This is a genomic window from Profundibacter amoris, from assembly GCF_003544895.1.
Lineage (GTDB): Bacteria > Pseudomonadota > Alphaproteobacteria > Rhodobacterales > Rhodobacteraceae > Profundibacter > Profundibacter amoris.
Window position 1 is genome coordinate 2,698,924 of sequence record NZ_CP032125.1, and the last position, 18,937, is coordinate 2,717,860.

General features: G+C 58.8%; 17 protein-coding genes, 1 tRNA gene and 1 riboswitch. Of the genes, 11 read left to right on the forward strand and 7 right to left on the reverse strand.

What is annotated here, in order from left to right; all coding sequences use genetic code 11:
* Nucleotides 1–12 precede the first annotated feature (12 nt).
* The 4 genes from lgt (at nucleotide 13) to BAR1_RS18050 (ending at nucleotide 3,156) form a co-directional block, all read left to right on the forward strand.
* Nucleotides 13–897: a prolipoprotein diacylglyceryl transferase gene (gene lgt, locus BAR1_RS13445; protein WP_118943495.1), complete on the forward strand. Its 885-nt coding sequence runs from the start codon at nucleotides 13–15 to the stop codon at nucleotides 895–897.
* Nucleotides 894–1,967 carry a class I SAM-dependent methyltransferase gene (locus BAR1_RS13450; protein ID WP_118943496.1) on the forward strand — a complete coding sequence of 358 codons (1,074 nt, stop codon included), beginning with the start codon at nucleotides 894–896 and terminating at the stop codon, nucleotides 1,965–1,967. Before lgt ends, BAR1_RS13450 begins: the two co-directional genes overlap by 4 nt.
* Nucleotides 1,964–2,722, forward strand: a complete 759-nt coding sequence (gene pgeF / locus BAR1_RS13455; protein ID WP_118943497.1) for a peptidoglycan editing factor PgeF — start codon at nucleotides 1,964–1,966, stop codon at nucleotides 2,720–2,722. Before BAR1_RS13450 ends, pgeF begins: the two co-directional genes overlap by 4 nt.
* Before the next feature lie 284 nt (nucleotides 2,723–3,006).
* Nucleotides 3,007–3,156 carry a hypothetical protein gene (locus BAR1_RS18050; RefSeq protein WP_162891791.1) on the forward strand — a complete coding sequence of 50 codons (150 nt, stop codon included), beginning with the start codon at nucleotides 3,007–3,009 and terminating at the stop codon, nucleotides 3,154–3,156.
* 70 nt (nucleotides 3,157–3,226) lie between these two features.
* Here the strand turns inward: BAR1_RS18050 and BAR1_RS13460 are convergent, their stop codons facing one another.
* A complete protein-coding gene (locus BAR1_RS13460) occupies nucleotides 3,227–3,727 on the reverse strand; it encodes an Lrp/AsnC family transcriptional regulator (RefSeq protein ID WP_118943498.1) in 501 nt (166 codons plus the stop codon).
* Between the two features lie 196 nt (nucleotides 3,728–3,923).
* Here BAR1_RS13460 and trxB point away from each other — a divergent pair, with 196 nt between their 5' ends.
* The 3 genes from trxB (at nucleotide 3,924) to glpD (ending at nucleotide 8,475) form a co-directional block, all read left to right on the forward strand.
* Nucleotides 3,924–4,868, forward strand: coding sequence for a thioredoxin-disulfide reductase (gene trxB, locus BAR1_RS13465; protein WP_118943499.1), 945 nt, complete (start codon nucleotides 3,924–3,926; stop codon nucleotides 4,866–4,868).
* A 197-nt stretch (nucleotides 4,869–5,065) separates the two neighbouring features.
* The gene (locus BAR1_RS13470; RefSeq protein ID WP_118943500.1) at nucleotides 5,066–6,772 is read left to right on the forward strand and encodes a bifunctional sulfate adenylyltransferase/adenylylsulfate kinase; all 1,707 of its coding nucleotides are present in this window, start codon (nucleotides 5,066–5,068) and stop codon (nucleotides 6,770–6,772) included.
* Nucleotides 6,773–6,894: 122 nt separating this feature from the next.
* A complete protein-coding gene (gene glpD, locus BAR1_RS13475) occupies nucleotides 6,895–8,475 on the forward strand; it encodes a glycerol-3-phosphate dehydrogenase (RefSeq protein WP_118943501.1) in 1,581 nt (526 codons plus the stop codon).
* A 103-nt stretch (nucleotides 8,476–8,578) separates the two neighbouring features.
* Here the strand turns inward: glpD and BAR1_RS13480 are convergent.
* The 5 genes from BAR1_RS13480 to gcvT all read right to left on the reverse strand — a co-directional run bounded on the left by BAR1_RS13480 (nucleotide 8,579) and on the right by gcvT (nucleotide 13,719).
* Nucleotides 8,579–8,654 (reverse strand) — tRNA-Ala (locus tag BAR1_RS13480).
* A 34-nt stretch (nucleotides 8,655–8,688) separates the two neighbouring features.
* Nucleotides 8,689–9,237 carry an RNA 2',3'-cyclic phosphodiesterase gene (gene thpR, locus BAR1_RS13485; RefSeq protein ID WP_118943502.1) on the reverse strand — a complete coding sequence of 183 codons (549 nt, stop codon included), beginning with the start codon at nucleotides 9,235–9,237 and terminating at the stop codon, nucleotides 8,689–8,691.
* Nucleotides 9,238–9,270: 33 nt separating this feature from the next.
* The gene (gcvP, locus tag BAR1_RS13490) at nucleotides 9,271–12,111 is read right to left on the reverse strand and encodes an aminomethyl-transferring glycine dehydrogenase (protein ID WP_118943503.1); all 2,841 of its coding nucleotides are present in this window, start codon (nucleotides 12,109–12,111) and stop codon (nucleotides 9,271–9,273) included.
* A gap of 102 nt (nucleotides 12,112–12,213) precedes the next feature.
* Complete coding sequence (gene gcvH, locus BAR1_RS13495) at nucleotides 12,214–12,573, reverse strand: glycine cleavage system protein GcvH (RefSeq protein WP_118943504.1); 360 nt, start codon at nucleotides 12,571–12,573, stop codon at nucleotides 12,214–12,216.
* A gap of 18 nt (nucleotides 12,574–12,591) precedes the next feature.
* The gene (gcvT, locus tag BAR1_RS13500) at nucleotides 12,592–13,719 is read right to left on the reverse strand and encodes a glycine cleavage system aminomethyltransferase GcvT (RefSeq protein ID WP_118944485.1); all 1,128 of its coding nucleotides are present in this window, start codon (nucleotides 13,717–13,719) and stop codon (nucleotides 12,592–12,594) included.
* A gap of 157 nt (nucleotides 13,720–13,876) precedes the next feature.
* Nucleotides 13,877–13,969, reverse strand: a riboswitch (glycine riboswitch).
* A 73-nt stretch (nucleotides 13,970–14,042) separates the two neighbouring features.
* Here gcvT and BAR1_RS13505 point away from each other — a divergent pair.
* A complete protein-coding gene (locus BAR1_RS13505) occupies nucleotides 14,043–14,597 on the forward strand; it encodes a gamma-glutamylcyclotransferase family protein (RefSeq protein ID WP_118943505.1) in 555 nt (184 codons plus the stop codon).
* A 56-nt stretch (nucleotides 14,598–14,653) separates the two neighbouring features.
* On the opposite strand, the gene BAR1_RS13510 is transcribed toward BAR1_RS13505, so the two are convergent.
* Nucleotides 14,654–15,544: a YfdX family protein gene (locus BAR1_RS13510; protein ID WP_118943506.1), complete on the reverse strand. Its 891-nt coding sequence runs from the start codon at nucleotides 15,542–15,544 to the stop codon at nucleotides 14,654–14,656.
* A gap of 259 nt (nucleotides 15,545–15,803) precedes the next feature.
* Here BAR1_RS13510 and BAR1_RS13515 point away from each other — a divergent pair, with 259 nt between their 5' ends.
* From BAR1_RS13515 to BAR1_RS13525, 3 genes are all read left to right on the forward strand, one after another.
* Nucleotides 15,804–17,459 (forward strand): U32 family peptidase, encoded by a 1,656-nt coding sequence (locus BAR1_RS13515; RefSeq protein ID WP_118943507.1) that lies wholly within the window; start codon nucleotides 15,804–15,806, stop codon nucleotides 17,457–17,459.
* Between the two features lie 79 nt (nucleotides 17,460–17,538).
* Nucleotides 17,539–18,468: a glycine--tRNA ligase subunit alpha gene (locus tag BAR1_RS13520; protein ID WP_118944486.1), complete on the forward strand. Its 930-nt coding sequence runs from the start codon at nucleotides 17,539–17,541 to the stop codon at nucleotides 18,466–18,468.
* Complete coding sequence (locus BAR1_RS13525; protein WP_118943508.1) at nucleotides 18,465–18,935, forward strand: DUF6446 family protein; 471 nt, start codon at nucleotides 18,465–18,467, stop codon at nucleotides 18,933–18,935. Before BAR1_RS13520 ends, BAR1_RS13525 begins: the two co-directional genes overlap by 4 nt.
* Nucleotides 18,936–18,937 lie beyond the last annotated feature (2 nt).

Here is an 18,937-nt window from a genome sequence, read left to right on the forward strand (position 1 = left end):
CAGGAAACAAACATGCAATTCGTGATCCCCTTCCCCGGCATCGGCAACGAAATCTTTTCCATCGACATCGGTGGTTTCGATTTTGCCCTGCGCTGGTATGCGCTGGCCTATATCGTCGGCATCATCATCGGTTATCGCATCGTGCTGCGCGCCGTGCGCACCCCGCGCCTGTGGCGTGATGAAACACCGCCGACCACACCGGAATTGCTCGAAGCCTTCCTGACATGGGCAATCCTTGGCATCATCCTTGGCGGCCGCCTTGGCTTTGTGCTGTTTTACCAGCCCGCCTATTACCTGCAAAACCCCGCCGAAATCCTGCAAGTATGGAATGGCGGCATGTCGTTCCACGGTGGTTTTCTGGGCGTCGTGATCGCCGGTCTGATCTTTTGCAAAAAACACGGCATCAAAATGCTGTCCTTTGGCGATCTGATGGCAATGGCCGCACCGGTTGGCCTGCTGCTGGGGCGGCTGGCCAACTTCAACAGCGCCGAATTGTGGGGCCGTCCCTCGACCCTGCCATGGGCCGTGATTTTTCCCGGAATTGCCGCGCAGAATTGCCCTGATGTGATCGGTGCCTGCGCCCGTCACCCATCGCAACTCTACGAGGCTGCGATGGAAGGCCTGATCCTTGGTGCAGTGGTGCTGTTCCTTGCTTGGCGTCGGGACTGGCTAAAGAAACCGGGCCAATTGATGGGTCTGTTCATCGCCGGTTACGGTGTGTCGCGATTTATCGTTGAATTCTTCCGGCAGGCTGATGCACAATTCATCACCGCGACCAACCCGATGGGTTATGTCATGCAGTTCGGGGACTTCGGCCTGACCAAGGGCCAGCAATTATCCCTGCCCATGATCGCCATCGGCCTGATATTCATCCTGCTTGCAAGGAAACGTACATGACGACGCCACTGGCCAAGATCCTGATTGACCGCATCACCAACACCGGCCCCATCAGCATTGCCGACTATATGGCCGAATGCCTGCTGCATCCAAAACACGGCTATTACACCACCCGTGATCCGTTCGGCGCGGATGGCGATTTCACCACGGCACCGGAAATCAGCCAGATGTTCGGCGAACTGCTGGGCCTGTGTCTGGCGCAATCGTGGTTGGAGCAGGGATCGCCCAAGGAATTCGTGCTGGCCGAACTTGGCCCCGGTCGCGGCACATTGATGGCCGATGTTCTGCGCGCCACCCAAGGCGTGTCCGGCTTTCATGCAGCGGCCAAAATCACGCTGGTCGAGGCCTCGCCCGCCCTGATCGACATCCAGCGCGAAACGCTGGACGGCTATGACGTGAACTGGGTGCAGACCAGCGGCAACCTGCCCGATGGGCCGCTTTACCTGCTGGCCAATGAATTCTTTGACGCCCTGCCGATCCGCCAGTTCATCTTTGCCGGTGATGCAGGCTGGCGCGAACGCCGCGTCGGGGTCGAGGATGGCGCGCTGGTGTTCGGCGCGGGTGACGCCACCGATGTCCCTGCCCTGACCCACCGCGTCAAGGATTGCCGCGAAGGCGATCTGGTTGAGGTCTGCGCCGCCGCCGGTGCCATTTCCGAAGACATCGCCAAACAGATTGCCCGTTTCGGCGGGGCCGCGCTATTCATCGACTATGGTGACTGGCGGTCCTTGGGCGACACATTGCAAGCCCTGCGCGGCCATGAATTTGACAGCGTCCTTGCCCACCCCGGCGAGGCCGACATCACCGCGCATGTGGATTTCGAGGCCCTTGCCGTGGCCGCCGTTTCCCACACGCCGGTCAGCAAACTGATCCCGCAGGGCGAATTGCTGGCCCGCCTTGGCATTGCCCAGCGCGCCGAAGTTCTGGCGCAGGGGTTAAGCGGCGATCAGCTTGAAACCCACATGAGCGCCCTGAAACGCTTGACCGACCCCACCGAAATGGGGACCTTATTCAAGGCAATCGCCCTCTACCCCAATGGCCACCCACCCCCAGCCGGATTCACCGCATGACCCTTGAAATCCTGACCGCCGACAGCCTGTCCAATTTTCGCCACGGGTTCTTTACCCGCCGTGGCGGCGCGTCCAGCGGCATCTATCAGGGGCTGAACTGCGGCTTTGGCTCGACCGACCAGACCGAGGCCGTCACCCTGAACCGCGCCCGCGTTTCCGAGGCAATGGAGGTGGAACCCGACGATCTGGCCACCGTATTTCAATACCATTCCGCCGAGGTGCTGACCCTGACCAAAGCACCACAGGGTGAACGGCCCAAGGCCGACGCGATGGTCACCGCCACCCCCGGTCTGGCGCTGGGAATCCTGACCGCCGATTGCGCGCCTGTGTTGTTTGCCGACTCCGAAGCAGGGGTCGTCGGCGCCGCCCATGCCGGTTGGAAAGGGGCGCTGGGGGGCGTGCTGGAAAACACGCTGGCAGCGATGGAGGCCCTTGGTGCCGATCGCGGCAACACAGTGGCCATCATCGGTCCCTGCATCAGTCAGGCCGCCTACGAAGTCGGCCCCGAATTCATGGACAGCTTCATGGCGCATGATCCCGAATATGCCCGTTTCTTTGCCGGCGGTAACGAGGATCGCGTGCAATTCGATCTGCCCCTGTTTGCCCTGCACCGCCTGCGCGAAGCCGGTATTGGCGATGCCGAATGGACCCGTTATTGCACTTATTCCGATGCAGAGCGTTTCTATTCCTACCGCCGCAGCGTGCATCAAAAAGAGGCCGATTACGGCCGCCTGATTTCGGTGATCCGTATCTAGCCCGATTTGTCAAAATCTGCCGTGAACATGTCCATTTTCGCCCAATTTCGGCCTAAATCCACGATTTCCAACATATACAGCAGCAAGGCATCGGCATATAGCCTTTTGTTTTCACTTATCTTTTCTGACTCCGATGCAGACTTCTATCGAAACTGTTAAAATTCAAACCATTCCCGATATTTCCAGCAATCAGTCATTCTGCTGCCCCAATGCCCCTTCATAGTGTCTTTAACGGTTCAACAGCGAACCACCTATCAAACGGTTAACAATTGAAAGTGTGCGACATGAAAAAGCAGAAAAGCCTGATTGGCAACATCATCGCCGAAACAGCCAAGAACGAAATCGCCCTGCCCTGGGCCCGTGGTGCACGTCGTGCCGAATGGATCGCCAAACGGGCACTGCAATCCATGTCGCCTAAATCTGCCAACGCATAAGGCAAGACCTGTCGAGAACAAAAACGGCCACCCGTCACGGGTGGCCTTTTTGTTTGTCTTACCGGTTCGTTCAGGCGGATTTGTTCAGACGTTTTTCCAGCACTTCAAACGGCACACCCGGCTGATCCTTGGCGCATCGGATCACCAGTGATGTTTTCACACTGGCCACATTATCGGCCGACGTCAGGTCTTCGGTTAAAAACCGCTGAAAAGTGGACAGATCGGGGGCCACGCATTTCAGGATAAAATCCACCTCGCCGTTCAGCATGTGGCATTCGCGCACCAGCGGCCAGTCCTGACATTTCGCTTCGAACGCCGACAGGTCCACCTCGGCCTGGCTTTGCAAACCAACCATCGCGAACACCTGCACTTCGAACCCCAATTGGCGGGCGTCCACGTCGGCATGATAACCGCGAATATATCCGTTTTCTTCCAAAGTGCGCACGCGGCGCAGGCAGGGCGGGGCGGAAATGCCGACCCGTTTGGCCAATTCCACATTGGTCATCCGCCCGTCGGCCTGAAGTTCGGCCAAAATCATCCGGTCAATCGGATCCAGTTTCGAATTTGCCATTGTATTCCTCTATCGGTATTTTCGCGGATTGTATGCGCGCTAACATTCAGGCGCAACAATATTTCACAAATGCGTAATTTTCTTGCCAAACCGGCAATCCCCGCGTCAATTGCTCGCGATGGGGGACACGGGGGGTTTTCCTGCCTGCCGCCTGCGCCTATATCTGGCCCAACCATAGTTTTACAAGGGGGCAACCATGTCCGAGACACGCCATACCAAAGTTCTGATCATCGGCTCCGGCCCGACCGGATACACCGCCGGTATCTACGCCAGCCGCGCCATGCTGGAACCCATTCTGGTACAGGGGATCGAGCCGGGCGGGCAGTTGACCACCACTACCGAGGTCGAGAACTTCCCGGGTTTCACCGAGGTTCAGGGCCCAGAGCTGATGATGAAGATGCAGGAACACGCCGCTGCAATGGGCACCGAGATCATCTCCGACATCATCACCGATCTGGACATCTCCAAACGCCCCTTCACCGCCAAAGGCGACAGCGGCACCACTTACACCGCCGATGCCGTTATTCTGGCCACCGGCGCGCGGGCCAAATGGCTGGGCCTGCCGACCGAAGAAGAATTCAAGGGCTTTGGCGTATCCGCCTGCGCCACCTGCGACGGTTTCTTTTATCGTGGCATGGAGATTGTCGTGGTCGGCGGTGGCAACACGGCCGTAGAAGAAGCGCTGTTCCTGACAAAATTCGCTTCCAAAGTGACCCTGATCCACCGCCGCGACGAATTGCGCGCCGAAAAGATCCTGATCAACCGGCTGATGAAGAATGACAAGATCGTGCCGCTGTGGGATCACGAACTGGTCGAGGTCGTGGGCGATGAAGACCCCAAAGGCGTCACAGGCGTGCGCGCCAAACACGTCAAAACCGGCGAGATCACCGAGATTCCGGCCAAGGGCGTGTTCATCGCCATCGGCCACGCGCCTGCCAACGAACTGGTCAAGGACACGCTGGAAACCCATATGGGCGGCTATGTTGTGACCAAACCCGACAGCACGGCCACCTCGGTTCCCGGTGTCTTCGCGGCGGGTGATCTGACCGATTACAAATTCCGTCAGGCGGTCACATCGGCCGGCATGGGTTGTATGGCAGCACTTGAGGCCGAGCATTTCTTGGCCGAACAGGAAAACTGACCACCATCACCGAACATTCCTTCCCGTAGATTTTGCGGGAAGGGAAATGATGTTCTTCTGCCACACGAAATTCAAAACTTTTTGCCCTCTTTCACGAAACCTTCAAGCCTTTGCTTGTATTTCGTCACAATCCCGCGCTATTTGCGCGAAAATCATTCCTGATGTAACACCGCCGTAACCAGATCGAGAGTTTTCATATGTCCATGCCCATCCTCGCCCCCATCCCCGAGCTTTATGTTTCCTATGAAAGCGCACAGAAGCTGAAGGTCGAAGCCGGCGATCTGCCGTCCTGGGATCTGACCCCGCGCCAGATTTGCGACATTGAATTGCTGATGAACGGCGGCTTCAACCCGCTAAAGGGGTTCTTGGGCCAAGAGGATTACGAAGGCGTTGTTGAAAACATGCGTCTGGCCGATGGCACCTTATGGCCCATGCCGATCACGCTGGATGTGGACGAAAAGTTCGCCGAAGGGATCAAGGAAGGGCAGGACATTGCCCTGCGCGACGCCGAAGGTGTTATTCTGGCGATCATGTCGGTAACCGACAAATGGCAGCCCAACAAATCGAATGAGGCCGAAAAAGTATTCGGCGCCGATGATCTGGCCCACCCTGCCGTGAATTACCTGCACAACACCGCCGGTAAAATATATCTGGGCGGCCCCGTCACCGGCATCCAGCCCCCCGTGCATTACGATTTCAAGGCCCGCCGCGACACCCCGAACGAATTGCGCGCCTATTTCCGCAAGCTGGGCTGGCGCAAGGTGGTGGCGTTTCAAACAAGGAACCCGCTGCACCGCGCCCATCAGGAACTGACCTTCCGCGCCGCCCGCGAGGCACAGGCCAATCTGCTGATCCATCCGATCGTCGGCATGACCAAACCGGGCGACATCGACCATTTCACCCGCGTGCGCTGTTACGAGGCGGTGCTGGATCAATACCAGCAATCCACCACCACAATGAGCCTGCTGAACCTTGCCATGCGCATGGCCGGCCCGCGCGAGGCCGTGTGGCACGGTTTGATCCGCAAAAACCACGGCTGCACCCATTTTATCGTTGGTCGCGATCACGCCGGCCCCGGCAAGAATTCCGCTGGGCAGGATTTCTACGGCCCCTATGACGCGCAGGAATTGTTCCGCCAGAATCAGGACGAAATGGGCATCGAAATGGTGCCGTTCAAACATATGGTCTATGTGCAGGAACGCGCCCAATATGAGCCGGCTGACGAGATCAAGGATGATGTCACCATCCTGAACATTTCCGGCACCGAACTGCGCCGCCGCCTGTCCGAAGGTCTGGAAATTCCGGAATGGTTTTCCTTTCCGGCGGTGGTCGAGGAACTGCGCAAAACCAAGCCCGCCCGCCACAAACAGGGCTTTACCGTGTTTTTCACCGGCTTTTCCGGTTCCGGCAAATCCACCATCGCCAACGCGCTGATGGTGAAACTGATGGAAATGGGCGGCCGCCCCGTCACATTGCTGGATGGCGATGTTGTGCGCAAAAACCTGTCGTCCGAACTTGGTTTTTCCAAGGAACACCGCGACCTGAACATCCGCCGCATCGGCTATGTCGCCTCTGAAATCACCAAGAACGGCGGCATCGCCATCTGCGCCCCGATCGCCCCCTACACCGCAACCCGCCGTGCGGTGCGTGAGGACGTCGAGCAATTCGGCGCCTTTATCGAGATTCATGTTTCTACCAGCATCGAAGAATGCGAACGCCGCGACCGCAAGGGTTTGTACAAACTGGCCCGCGAAGGCAAGATCAAGGAATTTACCGGTATTTCCGACCCCTACGAAGTGCCGGAAAACCCCGAATTGCGGGTTGAAACCGAAAACGTCGAGGTCTATAATTGCGCCCATCAGGTGCTGCTGAAACTCGAAAGCATGGGGCTGATCAAAAGCTGATCGCGCGCCGATATTTTCCCTGCAACACTGCGTAACGTCACCGGGGCAATGCTCTGGTGACACCCGCAATCCTGTGCTAGTCATTCCTTCTGTAACCGCCCGCAAATGGTCAGGAAATCCGGATGAAAACGCCCGACACCACCCCGCAAACAACGCCCTATGACCTGTTCATCATCGGCGGCGGCATCAACGGTTGCGGCATTGCCCGCGATGCAGCCGGACGCGGGATGTCAGTGGCCCTGGCGGAAATGAACGATCTGGCGTCGGCCACCTCTTCGGCCTCGACCAAACTGTTTCACGGCGGCTTGCGCTATCTTGAATATTTCGAATTCCGGCTGGTGCGCGAAGCCCTGAAAGAACGCGAAACCCTGCTGCGGGCCATGCCGCATATCTCGTGGCCGATGCGTTTCGTGCTGCCCTATCACAAGGACATGCGCTTCGAAAACGACACGCCCACCTCAAAACTGCTATCCTTTGTGATGCCGTGGATGAAGGGCCGCCGCCCGGCGTGGCTGATCCGGTTGGGGCTGTTCATGTATGACCATATGGGCCATCGCAAAATCCTGCCCGGCACCCGCACGCTGGACCTGACCATTGACCCGGCAGGCGCGCCGCTGAACCCGAAATTCCGCAAGGCTTACGAATACTCCGATTGCTGGGTCGAGGATTCCCGCCTTGTCACCCTGAACGCTGTCGATGCCGCCAACCGCGGCGCGCAGATCATGACCCGCGCCAAGGTGATCAAGGCCGAGCGGGTGAATGATCTGTGGCAGATCACCACCGAAAACACCCGAACCGGCGAAACCGAAATCCACAGCGCCCGCGCCCTGATCAACGCCGGTGGGCCGTGGGTCAAGGACCTGCTGACCGGCCCGCTAAACCTCCAAACCCGCCAAAGCATCCGCCTTGTGCGCGGCAGCCATATCATTGTGCCACGCCTGTTTGACCATGATCGCGCCTATTTCTTTCAGGGCACGGACGGGCGCATCATATTCGCCATCCCTTATGAAACCGATTTCACCCTGATTGGCACCACGGACGCACCGCATAATCATGCCGACGATCCTGCCGTTTGCACCCCACAGGAGCAGGAATACCTCTGCGCCTTTGCCTCGAACTATTTCAAACAGCCCGTGACAACCGATCAAATCGTCTGGACCTATTCCGGCGTGCGCCCGCTTTATGACGATGGTGCCTCCTCGGCCACCGCCGCCACACGCGATTACGTGATCACGCTGGCAGATGAATCCCCCGTGGCCCCGCTGCTGAACATCTTTGGCGGCAAGATCACCACCTACCGCAAACTGGCCGAAACCTCGCTTGGCAAACTCGCCCCCTTCTTCCCCGACATGCCCGGAAAATGGACCGAAGGCGTCCCCCTGCCCGGCGGTGATTTTCCGGTGGATGGCGTGGACAACCTGCTGGCCGACATCCGCAAACGCTATCCGTTTCTGGATAAAAAATGGGCCAAACGCCTGCTGCGCGCCTATGGCACGGATGTGTTTGATATGATGGGCGATGCCTCCTCGCCAAACAGCCTTGGCCAGCACTTTGGCTGGAACCTCTATGCCCGCGAGGTTGACTGGCTGCGGAATCGTGAATTCGCAATATCTGCCGATGACATCCTGTGGCGCCGCTCCAAAATCGGCTTGCGCCTGAATGAACAGGAAACCAAAACCCTGTCGGATTACCTTTCTGCCTGACTTCTTCTTGCCTGAAATACCTGTGCCGCAGGCAGACCCGAGGCCCCCCTGTGGGGCCGAGATATTATGCGGCCCCGCACGGGGCCTCCGCTAAACTGGAAACTGGTGGAGCCGATCGGGATCGAACCGACGACCTCGTCATTGCGAACGACGCGCTCTCCCAACTGAGCTACGGCCCCATACTGCGCAAAATTCACCCATCCATGAGCCGTGTCAAGACCACGCCAGCGCATAGTGCGCCAATTCGTCATGGCGCGCCCCCTGCGGGTGCAACGTGGATTGAAACAGCACAAAAGATGTTACCGGAAACGCAGGCGGGCGGAACCCTTCGTGCATCGCCAGATATTCCCCCAAATGCGCCAGTTCGCGCGCATCCACCGCACGATGGAACCGCGCCAATGTGACATGCGGGTGAAACCTCTCCTTGGGGGCCGGCAAGCCCGTGCGCCGGATTGCCGACACCACCTTGCGCTGTAATTCCGCCAACGCCGGATTTTCCGCAACCCCCGCATACAACAACGTCGGGCTGCTATTGCCAAAGGTGCCCAGCCCCGACAGTTGCACCTCGAACGCCGGTGCCTTGATCAGCGACAACTCGTCGTGCAGGGCTTCGACCTGTTCTTGCGGGTGATCCCCGGCAAAGGCCAATGTCAGATGTAATGTTTCGCGCTTTGATGGCGCACCGGCGGGCAGGCCCGCCTGCAATGCTGTCAGTTGATCCAGCAACGGGTCGGGCAAATCGAGGGCAATGAATATACGCATTGCCCCCGCTATAGATCGTTTCGGATCGCCTGCCTAGCCCTCGTCGCTATAGCTGTCCAGCGGCGGGCAGGTGCAGACCAGATGGCGGTCGCCATAGACGTTGTCGACCCGCCCGACCGGCGGCCAGTATTTGTCAACGCGGAAAGACCCCGGCGGAAAACAGCCCTGTTCGCGGCTATAGGACCGGTCCCAATCCGCCACCAGATCGTTCACCGTGTGCGGCGCGTGTTTCAGCGGGTTGTTCTCGGCGTCCATCTCGCCGCGCTCGATTGCCGCGATCTCCTCGCGGATCGACAGCATCGCCTTGACGAACCGGTCCAGTTCGGCCTTGGTTTCGCTTTCGGTCGGCTCTACCATCAGGGTGCCCGCCACCGGCCAGCTCATTGTCGGGGCATGGAAACCGGAATCAATCAGCCGTTTGGCAATGTCGTCCACTGTGATATGGGCGCTTTCGTCAAACGGGCGGGTGTCCAGAATACATTCATGCGCCACGCGCCCGCCCTTACCCTTGAACAGCACGTCAAACGCGCCTTCCAGACGTTTGGCGATGTAATTGGCGTTCAGGATCGCAACCTTGGTCGCTTGCGTCAGGCCGGCACCTCCCATCATCATCACATAGGCCCAGCTGATCACCAGAACCGAGGCCGAACCGAAATCCGCCCCCGAAACAGCCCCTTCGCCGCCCACCGGATGGCCGGGCAGATACGGGGACAGATGTGCCTTGACGCCGATCGGACCCATGCCGGGGCCGCCGCCGCCATGCGGGATGGCAAATGTCTTGTGCAGGTTCAGGTGGCTGACATCGCCGCCCACATCGCCCGGTTTGGCCAGACCCACCATCGCATTCAGATTCGCCCCGTCGATATAGACCTGCCCGCCGAATTCATGGGTGATGTCGCAAATCTCGCGCACGGTTTCCTCGAACACGCCATGGGTGGAGGGGTATGTGATCATACAGGCGGCCAGATTTTCACCCGCCGCTTCGGCCTTGGCGCGGAAATCCTCAACGTCGATATCGCCGTTTTCAGCCGATTTCACCACCACCACCTTCATCCCCGCCATATGCGCACTGGCTGGATTGGTGCCATGGGCCGAGACCGGAATCAGACAGATATTGCGGTGCTCTTCGCCATTGGCGCGGTGATAACCGTTGATGGTCAGCAGGCCGGCATATTCGCCCTGCGCACCGGAATTGGGCTGCATCGACATCGCGTCATAGCCGGTGATCAGGCACAGCTTGTCCGACAGATCCTCAACCAGTTCGGTATAGCCCGCCACCTGATCGGCCGGCGCCAGTGGATGGATATTGGCAAATTCCGGCCATGACAGCGGCATCATTTCCGCCGCCGCATTCAGTTTCATCGTGCAGGACCCCAGCGGGATCATCGCCCGGTCCAGCGCCAGATCACGGTCCGCCAAACGGCGCATATAGCGCATCATTTCGGTTTCGGCGCGGTTCATGTGGAACACGGGGTGGGTCAGGTAATCCGAGGTCCGCAACAGGTTTTCAGGTATGCGGTATTCCGGCGACAGGTCCTCGTCCGTGCGTTCAATGCCAAAGGCACGCCACAGCCGTTTCAACGTATCCGAACGGGTGGTTTCATCCAGCGAAATCCCCAATTTCGTCTTGCCGATTTTGCGCAGGTTGATCCGCTGATCCGCTGCCGCCTTGAAAATCGCCCCTTGCAGCGGGCCGACCTCGATGGTGATGGTGTCAAAGAAATTCGCAGGCTCGATCACAAAGCCCGCATCCTCGAGCCCGCGCACCAGACGCACGGTTTTGCGATGGATCCGCTGGGCAATCGCCCGCAAACCCTTTGGTCCGTGGAACACCGCATAAAGCGACGCCATAACGGCCAGCAAAGCCTGCGCGGTGCAGACGTTCGAGGTGGCCTTTTCGCGCCGGATATGTTGTTCGCGGGTTTGTAGCGACAGACGGTAGGCAGGTTTGCCGTGGCTGTCGATAGACACGCCGATAATCCGGCCCGGCATCGCGCGCTTCATCTTGTCCCTGCAGGCCATATAGGCGGCGTGCGGGCCACCATAGCCCAAGGGAATCCCGAACCGCTGGGTTGATCCCACAGCAATATCGGCCCCCATCGCGCCGGGTTCCTTAAGCAGGGTCAGGGCCATCGGGTCGGCAATGACGATGCCAATCGCCTTGGCTTCGTGCAGTGCCTCCATTTCGGCGGTGAAATCGCGCAGATGGCCATAGGTGCCGGGATACTGGAACACCGCGCCAAATACCTGCGAGGCATCCAGATCGTCAGGATTGCCCACAATCACCTCGATATCCAGTGGTTCGGCGCGGGTTTTGATCACCGCGATGTTTTGCGGATGGCAGTTTTCATCGACGAAAAACGCCTTGGCCTTTGATTTGGCCACCCGCTGCGCCATGGTCATGGCTTCGGCCGCGGCCGTGGATTCGTCCAGCAGGGACGCATTGGCAACCTCAAGGCCGGTCAGATCGGACACCATGGTCTGGAAGTTCAGCAATGCCTCTAGCCGCCCCTGCGAAATTTCCGGCTGATAGGGGGTATAGGCGGTATACCACGCCGGATTTTCCAGAATATTGCGCTGGATCGCCGGCGGGGTGATCGCGCCGTAATATCCCTGACCGATCATCGTGGTGAACACTTTGTTTTTCTTGGCGACCTGCCGCGCATACCACAGCCATTCGCGCTCGGATTTGGGTTTACCGAATTCCAGCGGCTCTTTGGTGCGGATGGATGCCGGCACGGTCTGGTCGATCAGCTCGTCCAGCGTCTCGACCCCCAGCACCTGCAACATTTCGGCCATTTCCTCGGGCGAGGGGCCAATGTGGCGGCGGTTGGCAAAATCATAGGGCAGGTAATCGGTGGGGGTGAAAGGCATGGGTGTTCTCCAATAGCAAACAGGCATTCATCGCCCCTGACGGGCGCTCTTCATTCAGCGAAGAAACCCGGTCAGGGTTGATGAGCGTCGGGTTCAGCGTGATCAGCCGATAAAGGCCTTGTAGGCCGCTTCGTCCATCATATCGTCCAGTTGTGACAGATCGGCGGCTTTCATCTTGAAAAACCACGCATCCCCCTGTGGATCCTCGTTCACCTTGCCGGGATCGTCTACAAGGGCTTCGTTCACCTCGACAATCTCGCCGTCGATCGGGGCCAGAATATCCGACGCGGCCTTGACCGATTCAATCACCACGACCTCGTCGTCCTTGACCACTTCGGTTTCGGTATCGGGCAGCTCGACAAACACCACATCGCCCAGCTGTTCGGCGGCGTGTTCGGTGATGCCTACGACCACAACGTCGCCTTCAACGCGCAGCCATTCGTGTTCTTCGGTAAATTTCATTGCTATTTCTCCTGTTGATTAGCGTTTGTAGGTCGAGGGGCGGAACGGCATATCCGCAATGGTGGCGGGCAGGCGCTTGCCCCGCACCTCGGCGAAAATACGGGTGCCGGTTTCGGCAAATTCTGTGGCCACATAGCCCATCGACATGGGCCGTGCGATGGTCGGGCCAAAGGCACCGGATGTGACCTCGCCCATCGGCTCGCTCGCATCCTCGCTGGCGAACAGCAGGGTATGCGCGCGCATCGGGGCGCGGCCTTCGGGCAGGATGCCGACACGGCGGCGGGTGGTGCCGTTTTCCAGTTCGTTCAGGATACGGTCCGCACCCGGAAAGCCCCCTTCGCGCGCGCCGCCTTTGCGGCGCACCTTTTGCATGGCCCATTCCAGTGCAGCCTCGACAGGTGACGTTGTTTCGTCGATGTCGTTTCCATAAAGGCAAAGCCCCGCTTCCAGCCGCAGACTGTCGCGCGCACCAAGGCCGATCGGCTCGACCCCTTCCGCCGCCAGCAGGGCGCGGGCAAAGGCGACAGCCCTATCATCGACCACGGAAATCTCGAGCCCGTCCTCGCCGGTATAACCCGAACGCGACACCCACAGGTCGCCGAATTCGGACGGCACCATCGCCACATCCATGAATTTCATATCGGCCACGGGGGCAATACCGTTCAATGCGGCCTCGGCCAGCGGCCCTTGCAATGCCAACAGGGCGCGGTCGCCGATCACCTCGATGTCGCAACTGTCCGACAGGTTGGCCCGCATATGCGCGATGTCGGCCTCCTTGCAGGCCGCGTTCACCACAACGAACAGGTGATCGCCCCGGTTGGCGACCATCAGGTCATCCATGATCCCGCCCGCGTCATTGGTGAACATCGCATAACGCTGCCGCCCCTCTTTCAGCGCCAGCAGCGACACCGGCACAAGGGTTTCGAACGCCAGTGCGGCATCGGCCACATCGCCGGATTTGGGCCGCACCAGCACCTGCCCCATATGGCTGACGTCGAACAGGCCGGCGTTTTCGCGGGTGTGGATGTGTTCCTTCATCACGCCCGCCGGATATTGCACGGGCATTTCATAGCCCGCAAAGGGCACCATTTTCGCGCCCAGTTCCAGATGCAGATCATAAAGACCGGTTCGTTTCAGATCAGACATGCGTCGCCCCCAATATATCGCCAACCGGATGGTAAATTCGTCCGGCATCAATTCAGGCGGACCAATGGCCGCCGGTTGATGCCCCCTCTGTCCCTTGCGCCTGAGATCGCTATCCCTTCGGCGGGCACCATTTGGTGCCACTCTCCAGAGTCTTCACTGCCAATCGTCGGTCCATGGGGCCTGAGAGTTTAGCGGGGCGCATGCTCCTTCGGCACTGGCGGTATTTGCCAGATTCTCCCGACGTTGACGGGGGCACGTTAGACCAGCATTCGCCCCATCGCAAGGGGTTGTATTCGGGAGTATACAAATGCAAAACATTCCCCATGATAGACCCTTTTTTCTTTGGCTACGGCTCGCTGGTGAACCGGAAAACGCATGATTATGAACAGGCCCATCCGGCACAGATTACCGGCTGGCGGCGGGCGTGGCGGCGCAGCCCCCTGCGCGATCTGTGTTACCTGACGGCGGTGCCGGATGCGGATTGCACCATCGACGGGCTAATTGCCGCAGTCCCTAATAGTGACTGGCAGGCGCTGGACATCCGCGAACGCGCCTATTTGCGGCAGGACGCCACCCGTCAGGTGCGCCACGAGGTAAACCACGACCCCGAGGTGGCGATTTACGCTATCGCACCTGACGCCCACCACCCCCCGACCCCCGAAAATCCGATTCTGCTGTCCTATCTGGATGTCGTCGTTCAGGGCTATCTGACCGAATTCGGGGAAGAAGGCGTTGCACGGTTTTTCGACACCACCGACGGCTGGCATGCGCCGGTTCTGAATGACCGTGCCAAACCGGTCTATCCAAGGGCCCAAAGCCTGAGCAATGCCGAAACGACCTTGGTGGATGCCTGGCTAACCCGTTACACGCAAACATAAAAGGGGCGCGCCGGAAAAAACCGGACGCGCCCCCTTTTGCTCACCGTTGCTTGACCCTAGTTGCCTGCGGCCTCGTTATGGGATTTCCCCAGACCGTCAAACAACCCGCTCAGCTTGTCAAAGAAACCCTTGCCGAAACCGCCGTCACCGGTGGCCTTGCGGATTTCCTTCATTTCGTCCTTCAGCGGCTCGAAGGCATCCTTTCCACCGTATTGCAGGGCCTCGCCCTTGGCGATTTCCAGATCAAGCGCATCCAGCAGACCCGCAAGGGTTTTGTTTTCCTCGTCGCTGCGATCTTCCTTTTCGCTCAGCGCCTTGGCATGGTCGATCAGAACAGCGGCGCGCAACAGCGGCAGCGGGCTGACCACTTCTTCGACAACCAATGTGCCCAGACCCTGCGCCAGAACAGCCTTGGCGTCATCCACCTTGCCGTCCTTGACCAGTGCCGCCGCCGATTTCAGCGCCAGCGGATAGGTTGCCAGCGGGATGCTGGTGGTGCGCACCACCACTTCACTGGCCAGATTATTGATGATCGGGCGGGCCAGTTGCAACTGGTCGTCCTTCATCAGGCGCAATGCCTCTTTGCGCGCCTTGGTGATCACCGCCGGGCTGGCAGTAATATCCACCACGGTCGAGCTGACATCCACAGGCGCAAGCGCCAGTTCGGGATGCTGTGTCAGCACCACTTCCAGCTTGCCGATGGCCCGTTCCAGCGCGGCGGCAGCTTCGTCGTTTTTGCCGTCTTCCAGTGCTTTCAGGGCATTGCCGGTTTCGGTCAGGGCCGCGACGGCCTCGTCAATCGCGGGGCTTGCCTGTTCGCGGGCCTGCGTTTCGGCAGCCGCGTTTTCGGTCGCTTTGGCATCATTGTCCGTATCCTGTGCAGCCAGCGGGGTTGCCGCCAGGGATGCCAGCGCCAGTGCCATTACATTATTTTTCCAGTTCAACATTTTTCGTTCCTTTCAAGGGTTTGCATCTATCAATGCGTTGCACCCCCGATCTGGACGATCAGCCGACGGGAAACCCCCGAATAGTGAACAGCGTGACCGCAATCCAGTATCAAGAGCTTTGTGACACTGAAATAGGTCGCGGCCTGCATGGTTCAAGTGTGCTGAACATTAAAAATATTTAACCATAGCCCCCCGATTGGCAAACCGCGCAAACCCGTGTAAAAGGCCCTGAATTCCCCTGATTTATGGCACCCATACGATGACGCAACCGCACCGTTCCGAACTTCTTATGCCCGCAGGCAATCTGCGTAAACTGAAGATGGCAATCCTTTACGGGGCCGATGCCGTTTATCTGGGCACACCGGATATGTCCCTGCGAACCAAGTCGCAGTTTTCGCTGGAAGACGTGATCGAAGGGGTGGAATTCTGCCATGCCCACGGCAAACGCGCCTATCTGACGCTGAATCTGTTTTCCCATAACAAGGACATCCCCAAACTGCGCGAATATGTGGAAACTGTTCGAAAAGTGAAACCCGACGGCTTGATCATCGCCGACCCCGGCGTGTTCCAGTTCGTCAAAACCCACGCACCGGAACTGCCGTTGCACATCTCGACCCAAAGCAATGTGTCGTCATGGCTGTCAGTGAAATTCTGGCAGGATCTGGGGGCCGAACTGGTGGTTCTGGCCCGCGAAGTTTCATTCAGCGAACTGTGCGAAATCCGCAAAGAATGCCCTGATATCAAGCTGGAAGCCTTTGTTCACGGCGCCATGTGCATGACCTATTCGGGCCGCTGCCTGCTGTCCAATTTCATGTCCGAACGCGGTGCCAATCAGGGCAATTGCGCCAACTCGTGTCGCTGGAACTACAAATTCCACCTGCGCCTGAAAGACGGCACCGTGCAGGAATTGAACGTCACCGACGAAAACGCCGATATGTTCGAATTCCTGTTGGAAGAAGGCTGTCGCCCCGGCGATCTGCTGCCGATCGAGGAGGACTCGCGCGGTTCCTACATCCTGAATTCCAAAGACCTGTGTATCATGCCCAAACTGGACGAATATCTGCGCATCGGCGTGGACAGCCTGAAGGTCGAGGGGCGCGGCAAGTCGGAATATTACGCCGCCATCGTCGCGCGGGCCTACCGCATGGCGATTGACGATTATTACGCAGACCCCGAAAACTGGAACCCCCTGCCCTACATGCGTGAACTGGAATCGGTCGGCAACCGCGGCTACACGCTGGCCTTCCACGATGGCCGCCTGACCAATTACGCCCACGACTATGAACACACCGCCGCCATGGCCCAGTGGGAATACGCCGGCGTGGTGTCGGAGGTGACCGAAGACGCCTTTCTGGTCGAGGTAAAAAACAAGCTGGAAGCTGGCGAAGTGCTGGAATTCGTATCCCCCATTGCACGCGAAACCGTGCTGCTGCGGATGTATGATTTCGAGGACGCGGCGACTGGCGAGAAGAAAGACGTGATCCACGGCGGTACCCGCACCACCGTCCGCATCCCGTTTTCCCTGTTTGACCACGAAGACCCCGAGGTGCTGCGCGCCCGTTTCCCGCAGTATAGCGTGATGCGCAAGGAACGCGCCCTGACCGAGGAACAATGGGCCCGCATCCGGCTGGACAAGCTGACCCAGGGGCTGGAAATCAACGGCAAGGAAAACGAAAAGGCCTATTCCAAACGCCGCGATGAACTGGTCGAGAAGATTGGCGAAAACACCAATGACCGCCGTTTCAAAACCAACCGCGTCGGGGTCGAGGGGTGCTGTGGCAAGGGCTGTAATGGTTGCATGATGTTCTGGCAGGACGACCAGTATGCCCGTGCCCGCGAAGTGCTGATGAAACGCAAACAGGGCGAACAACTGACCCGCGCCGAAGCGGCCGAGTTTGTGTTGCCGGTGGAATAGGGCCAAACTCCCCAATTGACCCCCCCCGTCACATTGCCTATTTGGTACCAACCCAAGCGAAACCCGATCCGAGGCCATGATGACCGATAAACCCGCCAAACCACGCAGCTTTCAGGAAATCATCCTGCGCTTGCAGTCCTATTGGGCCTCCAAGGGCTGTGCCATGTTGCAGCCCTATGACATGGAAGTGGGCGCGGGCACCTTCCACCCCGCCACCACCCTGCGCAGTCTGGGAACCAAGCCTTGGGCCGCTGCCTATGTGCAGCCCTCGCGCCGCCCCACCGACGGGCGTTACGGCGAAAACCCCAACCGTTTGCAGCATTACTACCAGTATCAGGTGCTGATCAAACCCTCGCCGCCCGACCTTCAGGCGCTGTATCTGGGCAGCCTTCAGGCCATCGGCATCGACATGGAGCTGCACGACATCCGCTTTGTCGAGGACGACTGGGAATCCCCCACGCTGGGCGCATGGGGTCTGGGCTGGGAGGTCTGGTGCGACGGCATGGAAGTATCGCAATTCACCTATTTCCAGCAGGTCGGCGGGCATGATTGCCATCCGGTTTCCGGCGAGCTGACCTACGGGCTGGAACGTCTGGCGATGTATGTTCTGGGCGTCGATCATGTGATGGACATGCCCTATAACGACCCAAACGCGCCAATCCCGCTGACCTATGGCGATGTGTTCAAACAGACCGAACAGGAATATTCCCGCTGGAATTTCGATGTGGCCAATACCGATGTGTTGCTGAAACAGTTTGAAGAGGCGGAAAGCGCCTGTGCCGACATCCTCGACCGCCCCTATGACGATCCCAAGACCGGCAAGCGCATCGTGATGGTGCATCCGGCCTATGATCAGGCGATCAAGGCCAGCCACCTGTTCAACCTGCTGGACGCCCGCGGGGTAATTTCGGTGACGGAACGTCAGGCCTATATCGGCCGTGTGCGGGCGCTGACCAAAAAATGCGCCGATGCTTTTGTTGAAACCGAAGCAGGCGGGTGGGCGCAATGACCGGACGTATCGTAGGGCTTGGGATCATGTTCATCGCTTTGACCGCCGGTGCGGTGCTTTATTACCTTCAGGTCTACGCCTTTTATGACGAGGTCGCGGCCAAGGATGTGACGGTCGAACTGACCTCGGTGGTAACAAACGAACCGGAAGAAATCATCGCCGACGATTTTGAAGGCATCGACAGTGGCTCCTCGCCGATCCGGTTTCGCGGCTGTTTCACCACGCCGATGTCGCAATCCATGCTGACCGAAACCTATGTCGCCTATGAACACGCCGAGCCGCTGATCGGTCCGGGCTGGTTCAGCTGCTATAACGCCAAAACCATCGGTGCCGATCTGGAAGCCGGCATCGCCCTGCCGTTTCTGGGGCAGAAAAACATCTCGGACGGGGTTGACCGTGTGGTCGCCATCTATCCCGACGGGCGCGCCTATATCTGGCACCAACTTAACGAAAAATTTGCGGAATAACC